The 7,163-nt window shown below is 47.0% G+C and carries 7 protein-coding genes and 1 pseudogene; 7 read left to right on the plus strand and 1 reads right to left on the minus strand.

Annotated features, from left to right (window positions below; translation table 11 throughout):
* The 5 genes and pseudogenes from VIM72_RS28175 to VIM72_RS28190 form a co-directional block, all read left to right on the plus strand.
* A partial coding sequence (locus VIM72_RS28175; RefSeq protein WP_332006146.1) for a cbb3-type cytochrome c oxidase subunit I occupies positions 1-345 on the plus strand: 345 nt, incomplete at its 5' end.
* Positions 346-352: 7 nt separating this feature from the next.
* Positions 353-811: pseudogene (locus VIM72_RS32470) on the plus strand (cbb3-type cytochrome c oxidase subunit II); the annotation flags it as partial.
* A gap of 174 nt (positions 812-985) precedes the next feature.
* Entirely contained in the window at positions 986-1,360 is a 375-nt protein-coding gene (locus tag VIM72_RS32475; RefSeq protein WP_414649055.1) for a c-type cytochrome, read from the plus strand.
* Between the two features lie 4 nt (positions 1,361-1,364).
* Positions 1,365-1,625, plus strand: a complete 261-nt coding sequence (locus VIM72_RS28185; protein ID WP_332006148.1) for a hypothetical protein — start codon at positions 1,365-1,367, stop codon at positions 1,623-1,625.
* Position 1,626: 1 nt separating this feature from the next.
* Entirely contained in the window at positions 1,627-2,040 is a 414-nt protein-coding gene (locus VIM72_RS28190; RefSeq protein ID WP_332006149.1) for a cytochrome C, read from the plus strand.
* A 77-nt stretch (positions 2,041-2,117) separates the two neighbouring features.
* Here the strand turns inward: VIM72_RS28190 and ccsA are convergent, their stop codons facing one another.
* A complete protein-coding gene (ccsA, locus tag VIM72_RS28195; RefSeq protein ID WP_332006150.1) occupies positions 2,118-5,231 on the minus strand; it encodes a cytochrome c biogenesis protein in 3,114 nt (1,037 codons plus the stop codon).
* Positions 5,232-5,374: 143 nt separating this feature from the next.
* Here ccsA and VIM72_RS28200 point away from each other — a divergent pair, with 143 nt between their 5' ends.
* A complete protein-coding gene (locus VIM72_RS28200; RefSeq protein ID WP_332006151.1) occupies positions 5,375-6,181 on the plus strand; it encodes an MbnP family protein in 807 nt (268 codons plus the stop codon).
* A partial coding sequence (locus VIM72_RS28205; RefSeq protein ID WP_332006152.1) for a cytochrome-c peroxidase occupies positions 6,178-7,163 on the plus strand: 986 nt, incomplete at its 3' end. The genes VIM72_RS28200 and VIM72_RS28205, both read left to right, overlap by 4 nt.

Raw genomic sequence — 7,163 nt, forward strand, 5'->3', positions numbered from 1 at the left:
GTACCGCGGTTAACGGGTAAAGAACCGCCACAGGTAACAGTAGGTACACACTTCTGGCTGGCTTTGATAGGCTTGCTGTTTTATGCTATACCGCTTATGTATGGGGCCACCTACAGGGGAATAATGTGGCAGTCAGACAAAACATTCGTGGATAGCGTGGTGTTCATGGCGCCTTACTGGCTCTGGCGGGCAATTGGTGGCAGCCTGATGTGGATCTCACATTTGTTCTTCGCCTATAATATGTATAAGATGTTTGCCCGCCCTTCTCTGAACGATGTAAGAGAAGTGGCCCTGCAGCAATTAATAGAACGGAATCGTCAATCCGGTGTTTCACCATCATTATAACCACAGTATGGAATTTTTTGATAATCATAAAAAGCTATTCAGATCGGCACTGGCTTTATTCATAGCGCTGACAATACTGGTGGCCATCTTACCTGCAATCAGAAACCAGCGGAATAATGCTGTTTTACCGGATGCAGTGCCGCTGAGCGCTGACGCGGTAAAAGGGAAAGCTGTTTATGTAGCCAATGGTTGCGTTGTATGCCATACCCAGCAGGTACGTAACGTAGAGATGGATAAAGTATGGGGTGAACGGCCGGGCATCGCTGCCGATTACGCGGGTAATCATAGAACAGATCTCTGGCGGAATACTGCAACACTTATGGGCACTGAACGTACCGGCCCTGATCTGACCAATATCGGAAACCGTCAGCCTTCGGCCGACTGGCACCTGGTGCATCTGTTTAATCCGCGGACCGTGGTTGGGCAATCTATTATGCCGGCCTATTCCTGGTTATTTAAGATAAAAGAAAAGGTGGACGACGGTGATGTGTTGGTAAATGTGCCGGAAGAATTTCTGGAGAAAAAAGGGCAAAAGGTAGTAGCCACCCCGGAGGCTTTACAATTAGTTGCATATCTGCAGTCGTTAAAGCAGGTAAAACTGCCCGAAGTTAACCGCCCGGCTTTCCTGTATAAAAAAGAAGTGCCTGCAGCAGATGCTGCATCCCCCGCCGCTCCTGATGGCGCAGCACTGTATGCCAATAATTGTCAAAGCTGTCACCAACCCAACGGGGAGGGGCTTAAAGGCGCTTTTCCGCCTTTGAAGGATAGTAAGGTCGTATTGAACGATAATCCTGAACTTATGGTAAGTATCATCATGTACGGGTATAGCGGCCGGGTTAATGAAGGGTTTGGGATCATGCCGGCGGTTGGTACACTCAACAACCTCACTGCTGAAGAAGTTACCGCTATCATGAACCACGAGAGAACGAGCTGGGGCAACAACGGCAGAAAAGTAACCGTGGAAGAGGTAAAAAAGATCATGGAATCGTTAGCCAAGGAGCAGCCAAAAAACTAGACATATGAAAAAGCTATTTTTTCTTGCATTATTAATGCCATGGCGCTTGTTAAGCATGGCATGCCCGGCCTGTAAAAAACAGCAGCCCGGGATTTTCAGGGGTATAACACACGGAGTGGGGCCCGACAGCCAATGGGATTATGTGATAGTCGCAATTACACTGGCTATTGTACTGATAGCGCTGTTCTATTTGGTAAAGCGGTTAATACGCCCTCAGGAGCCCAAACACTGGTCTATTAAAAATAGTATCATAACCCAGGCATAGCATGGAAAAGAGCAACAAAGTCTACATTTTTATAGACGAAGAAACCGTGCCGGTAGCAGAGCTGTCTACGCCCGTTCAGTTTGAGCTTAATACTTACAAGCTGCCGGATGGCCGCCACACCTTAAAGATCGTTAGCAAGGATTCTGCAGGGAAAGAGGGGATACGGATCATCCCGTTTGAAGTGCAGAACGGCCCGGCTGTAGCGGTAGAGGGGATCAAAGAACATGCGGTGGTGGATGGGATGGTACCTTTGATGATAAATGCTTACGGGAAAGGCGATCAGAAGTCTTTTGCAATCACCGGTAGCGAAACACCGCAAAGCATTCCTTTCTGGATCTATATTCTGGTTATTTCTTTTGGCGCCTGGGCCGTTTATTATTTTGTTACTTCGGCCGCTGTTCAGCTGATAAAATAACACAAAGCCGGCAAATCAGCATCATACCAGGAGGCAGCCATCTGCCTCCTTTTTGCATGCATGCGGTATCGTGTTTTCTAAAGATGTTTCCGGGACATTTTTTTGTACCTGAACAGGGCCGTTAAAGAAACCGTGACTACGATAAATAGCGTTATGTAAATCCACGACGGTATAGGCATCGGATCCCCTTTGGCGTAGGAATGAAGTCCTGTCAGGTAGTAATTAACACCAAAATAGGTCATGATAACGGTTGAAAAAGAGATCAGTGAAAGAAAATTGAACAGGAATTTACTTCCCAGGCCAGGGATCAATCTGGCATGAAGCACAAAAGCATAAACGATCACTGAAATGAATGCCCACGTCTCCTTCGGGTCCCAGCTCCAATAACGCCCCCAGCTTTCATTAGCCCACATTCCTCCAAGGAATGTACCGCAGGTCAGTAAGAACAGGCCTACTGTCATGGATAGTTCATTGACAATGGTAAGCTCCCGTAGCGACCGGTCAATATATTGCCGTCTTTCCGCATTATTGGCAATATGAAGCAGCAGCACAAACATACCAAGCAGCGCGCTCAGGCCAAAGAACCCGTAGCTTGCAGTAATGATCGCCACATGGATCATCAGCCAGTATGACTTCAGTACAGGAACCAACGGTGTGATCTGCGGATTCATTTGGGCGCCTCCATGTGCGAACCCCATCAAAATAACAGCGATCAGTGCCCCCGCAGCGGGAATAAACGCATTGCTGTTCCTGTACATCACAAGACCAGAGACCAGGCCAATTAAACTGATAAACATCACCGCTTCATAGCCGTTGCTCCAGGGAGCATGTCCTGAAATGTACCAGCGTATGGCAATACCTAAGCTTTGCAGGATAGCGGCCATCACTAATAGCACAATGAGGCCCGCAATAGCGCCTTTTATTATCCGCAAGCTGCTGAACAAACTGAAGAACGACAGTACCAGGATCAGTGTACCGGTAATTGAATAAAAGATCATTAACCTGTAAAACAGGTTCCATGAATTGAATTTAACTTCCCAGGCAAGCTTTGTTTGTGAGGGCAGGACGTTTGCACCTTCGGTCCTTTGCAGCTGGCTGATCTTTTTCAGCAGGCTGTCTGCCTTGCCCCAGCTGCCGGTTTTTCGGGCTACCTGTACGCTTTGGTAGTATGCCGCCACCAGCTGCTCGCTTTGAGTTCTTGGTGGCTGCACCAAGCTCAGGGCCGACCAGGTGCCATTGCGATCACCTTCAACAGGTAAGATGCGCAGATAAATGCCGGACAGGAGCCATCGGGCAACCTGCATTTTGTCATTGAGCTCTATTACCTCCTTATCGTAGTTGTCCTGCAGCGATGCTTTTTTTGCAAATGATGAATTGTATTGTTGCTCCAGTACAAAGTGTGCGTTACCGCTAGTATCAATCTCCAGAAGATTCATGATAGAGGTTATACCTTCGGCATTCGCTTTGGTTAATTTCAGCAGGGCATCACCGCCTCTTTTGTTCACTTTAATGAGAGGAGCATTAACCCACTCGAACGGGTTGGTGGTTACCGCTAAAAGGAATTGATTGGCGTCGAGGCCATGATAGCTCTCCTTACGATAGAGCTTTCTCAGAATTTCAAGCGCCAGCGTATTAACGGGTTCAATCCTTCCGTCAAAATTCTGTACCGGCAGGTTGCCAAAGCTTGCTGCATGTTGCTTATCAATGTTAAAAGCTTTGGGCACATTATCATGCGCAGCTGCGGTGATCGAAGACAGCAGCAGCACCAGCACCGCCGCCCCTTTTTTTGCAGACAGGGCACGGAGCTGTTGGTTAAGAATATTAAACCTGGTACCCTTCCAGAATAAAGTAAAGAACATGCCGGTGAATAACATAAAATAGCCTGTATATGTCAGGACAGTTCCTGTGTGGTCATGATTTACAGACAGGATAGTGCCCTTTTCATCTGAGTCATAACTGCTCTGGAAAAAGCGATACCCCCGGTATTTCAAAATGTTGTTCATATATATCCTGTAAGGGATTTGCTTAGCCGCATCATTGACGGTAACCTGTGAGGCAAAGGAGGAGGGAGCACTACTGCCGGGATACTTCTCCAGTTCAAACTTTTTAAGATGTATGTAAAAAGGAGTATAAAAGTACCGGGAGCCATACCCCAGGTTTATTTTCAGGTTGTTAAGTGAAGCGGTGGCCTGGTAGCCGGTAATTCCCTGCCCTCCATAAAATGCAACAGTATCCTGAACATCGTGGGATTGAAGGGCCAATACAATTAGATCCGGATCATAAGCATTTTTCTGCCGGTCTCCCTCATAACGGATGATACGGCCTTTCTTTGGATCCCCGGGTATTACAAAGGTTGCCCCCATGCCAAATTCATAAAGCGATCTTAAGTGAAGGGGCTCCGGCGTGTTGATAGCCTTGATGGTGTCAACCTGGTTAGTAGCCATCACCATATATCTCGCCGGAAGAGCCGATTTTATGTGCAGTATCCCATTGGGGGCCGTTAGTGATACGCCGTTTGGCATGTCTTTGTCAAACCCAACTTCCAGTCCTTGTATCTGCGCTGAGGCGCCGGAGGGGATACAAACCTTTTTGCGCCTTCCGCCCTCAGTTGTCACCAGCGTTATTACCAATGGAGCATTGCCGTCAGCTATGATTGAGTCCTGTGCTTTTGGGACAAAGTCAATCAGCTTCAGGGTGATCTTTTCTCCCTGGAAATCATATTTAGCATTAAACGCGGGCCGGAACAGACTGAAGAAGCCGGGAATGTTCTTCGGCAGAAACGTAACTTTTCTGTCAGGATAATTTTGCACCACCGTATCGGCTGCAATTTGAATCTTTAAATAGGTGGCTTCTGATATGATACCATTTTCAGATCTTCCCTCACGGATATGCATGGTGCCCTCAAAACTGATATAGCGGGTGATTGCTCCGCCTGCGAAAATGAAGAAAAAGGCCAGGTGAAAAACCAACAGCGGCCACTTTTCCTTTCTATAGAGTTTATACCTTCCAATATTTGCCAGAAAGTTTGCTACCAGTAACACCATTATAACCTCAAACCACCACGAGTTGTAAAGGAGCTCCTTGGCCACCGGTGTACCATAATCATTCTCTACAAAAGTGGCTACTGCCATTGCCAGCGCATATATTACCAGTAACATTCCCATGGTCCTTGTTGAAAAAACAATCTTCATTTAACTTATCAGTTTGTATACTCACACAAAGGTAGCCGCACGTATAGTCGACACAAAGGACATAAATTGAACAGTTTTGGACATTATGCAGTTTGTAATTTTTCCGGCTAGTACCTTTGCAAAAACTATAAAAATATTATAGTATGTTATGGTATACCTTATTGTCGGTAATGCTGCTTTCATGCAGCAAAAGCAATGATCATCAACCGTTCACTGACACAGCTAAAGCTACTTTATCTATTGAATTTAACAATGTTGTTGGTACGGATAGCCTTGTACTGGGGGCCGGCAATTATCGTAATTCATCCGGAGAAGTTTTTTCGGTCAGTCTCCTTCAATATTTTATCAGCAATATCAGTGTCAGGAAAGCGGATGGAACTATATTCACTGTTCCGCAGGATAGCAGTTACTTTCTGATCAAAGCACAGGATCCTTCTACCCGTTTTGCAAGGGTAAGTGTGCCTGAGGGTGACTATGTTGCTATCTCATTCCTTTTAGGTATAGACAGCCTTCGCAATACCGCAGACATTAGTAAAAGAACAGGCGTATTGGAGCCTGCCGGTGATATGGAGAACGGTATGTATTGGGGGTGGAATAGTGGCTATATATTTTTTAAGATGGAAGGCATTTCCGGTCAGGCGCCAATGGACCCATCCGGGCAACACAAATTCCGCTACCACATAGGTGGGTTTGGAGGATATTCTGCACCAACGATCAACAATATCAGGAAAGTTACTATTGATCTGACGCCGGCTGGTAAGGCGGTGGTGCGTGCGGGCGGGAAGAGTAATGTATGCCTGATGGTGGATGTTGCCAGGATGTTCGATGGCCTGTCAAGGGTTAGTATTGCAAGTAATCCAACGGTGATGTTTGGCGCTTACAGCGCCAGTATCGCCAACAACTTTCCCGGGATGTTCCGGCATAGCCATACAGAGAATCAGCAGCTATGAGCAGGAAAGTTTTAATGATGGGCATTCTCCTGGTGGCAGGTGCGGCTTGCGCAAAACAGCTGATAAGTACTTTCACCGGATTTCAGCCACCTGCACATTTCCCGGCACCAGTCTATCATTTCAATACAAACCATATTACGCAGGCAAAGTTTGAGCTGGGAAGAAAGTTGTTTTATGAACCACGCTTGTCGCGGGACAATTCCATAAGTTGCGGCACATGTCATATACAGTCAGCGGCGTTTACCCATCATGGACATGATGTGAGCCATGGTATCGACGACCGGTTGGGTGTCCGGAATGCTCCCCCCATTATGAACCTTGCCTGGAGCAGATCTTTCTTTTGGGATGGTGGGGTATTTGATCTTGATCTGCAACCTGTTGTTCCCATCACCAACCCTGTTGAGATGGATGAAAAGATCGAAAATGTGCTTGCAAAGCTGCGCGCTCATCCCGATTATCCACGGCTTTTTGAGCGTGCATTTGGTTCAGATGAGATCAACAATGAGCGGATGATGAAGGCCTTGTCGCAATTTATGGTGATGCTTGTCAGTTCCAGCTCAAAGTATGACAGCGTTACTCAAAACCTGGGCGCAGGTTTTACTGCCGGGGAAATGCAGGGATATGTTCTCTTTAAAAATAATTGTGCAGGATGCCATCGCGAGCCCTTGTTTACCGACTATTCATTTCGCGACAATGGGATAGGCCCCGGTCTGAACAGTGACCAGGGCAGGTATCTTATTACACTTAATGAAGCAGACAGGTACCGGTTTAAAGTTCCAAGCCTGCGCAACCTCAGCTTCACCGCACCTTATATGCACGATGGGCGCTTCAGAACGCTGGAGGCCGTGTTGGAGCATTATGCAGGCCATGTAAAGAACACACCCAACCTGGATCCTTTGCTGAAACGGGGAGCTAAACCGGGCATTCCCCTGGGGAAGGCGGAGCAAACCGCAATAATAGCTTTTCTGCGAACGCTGGATGA

This window comes from Chitinophaga sp., assembly GCF_036569185.1.
Classification (GTDB): Bacteria; Bacteroidota; Bacteroidia; order Chitinophagales; family Chitinophagaceae; genus Chitinophaga.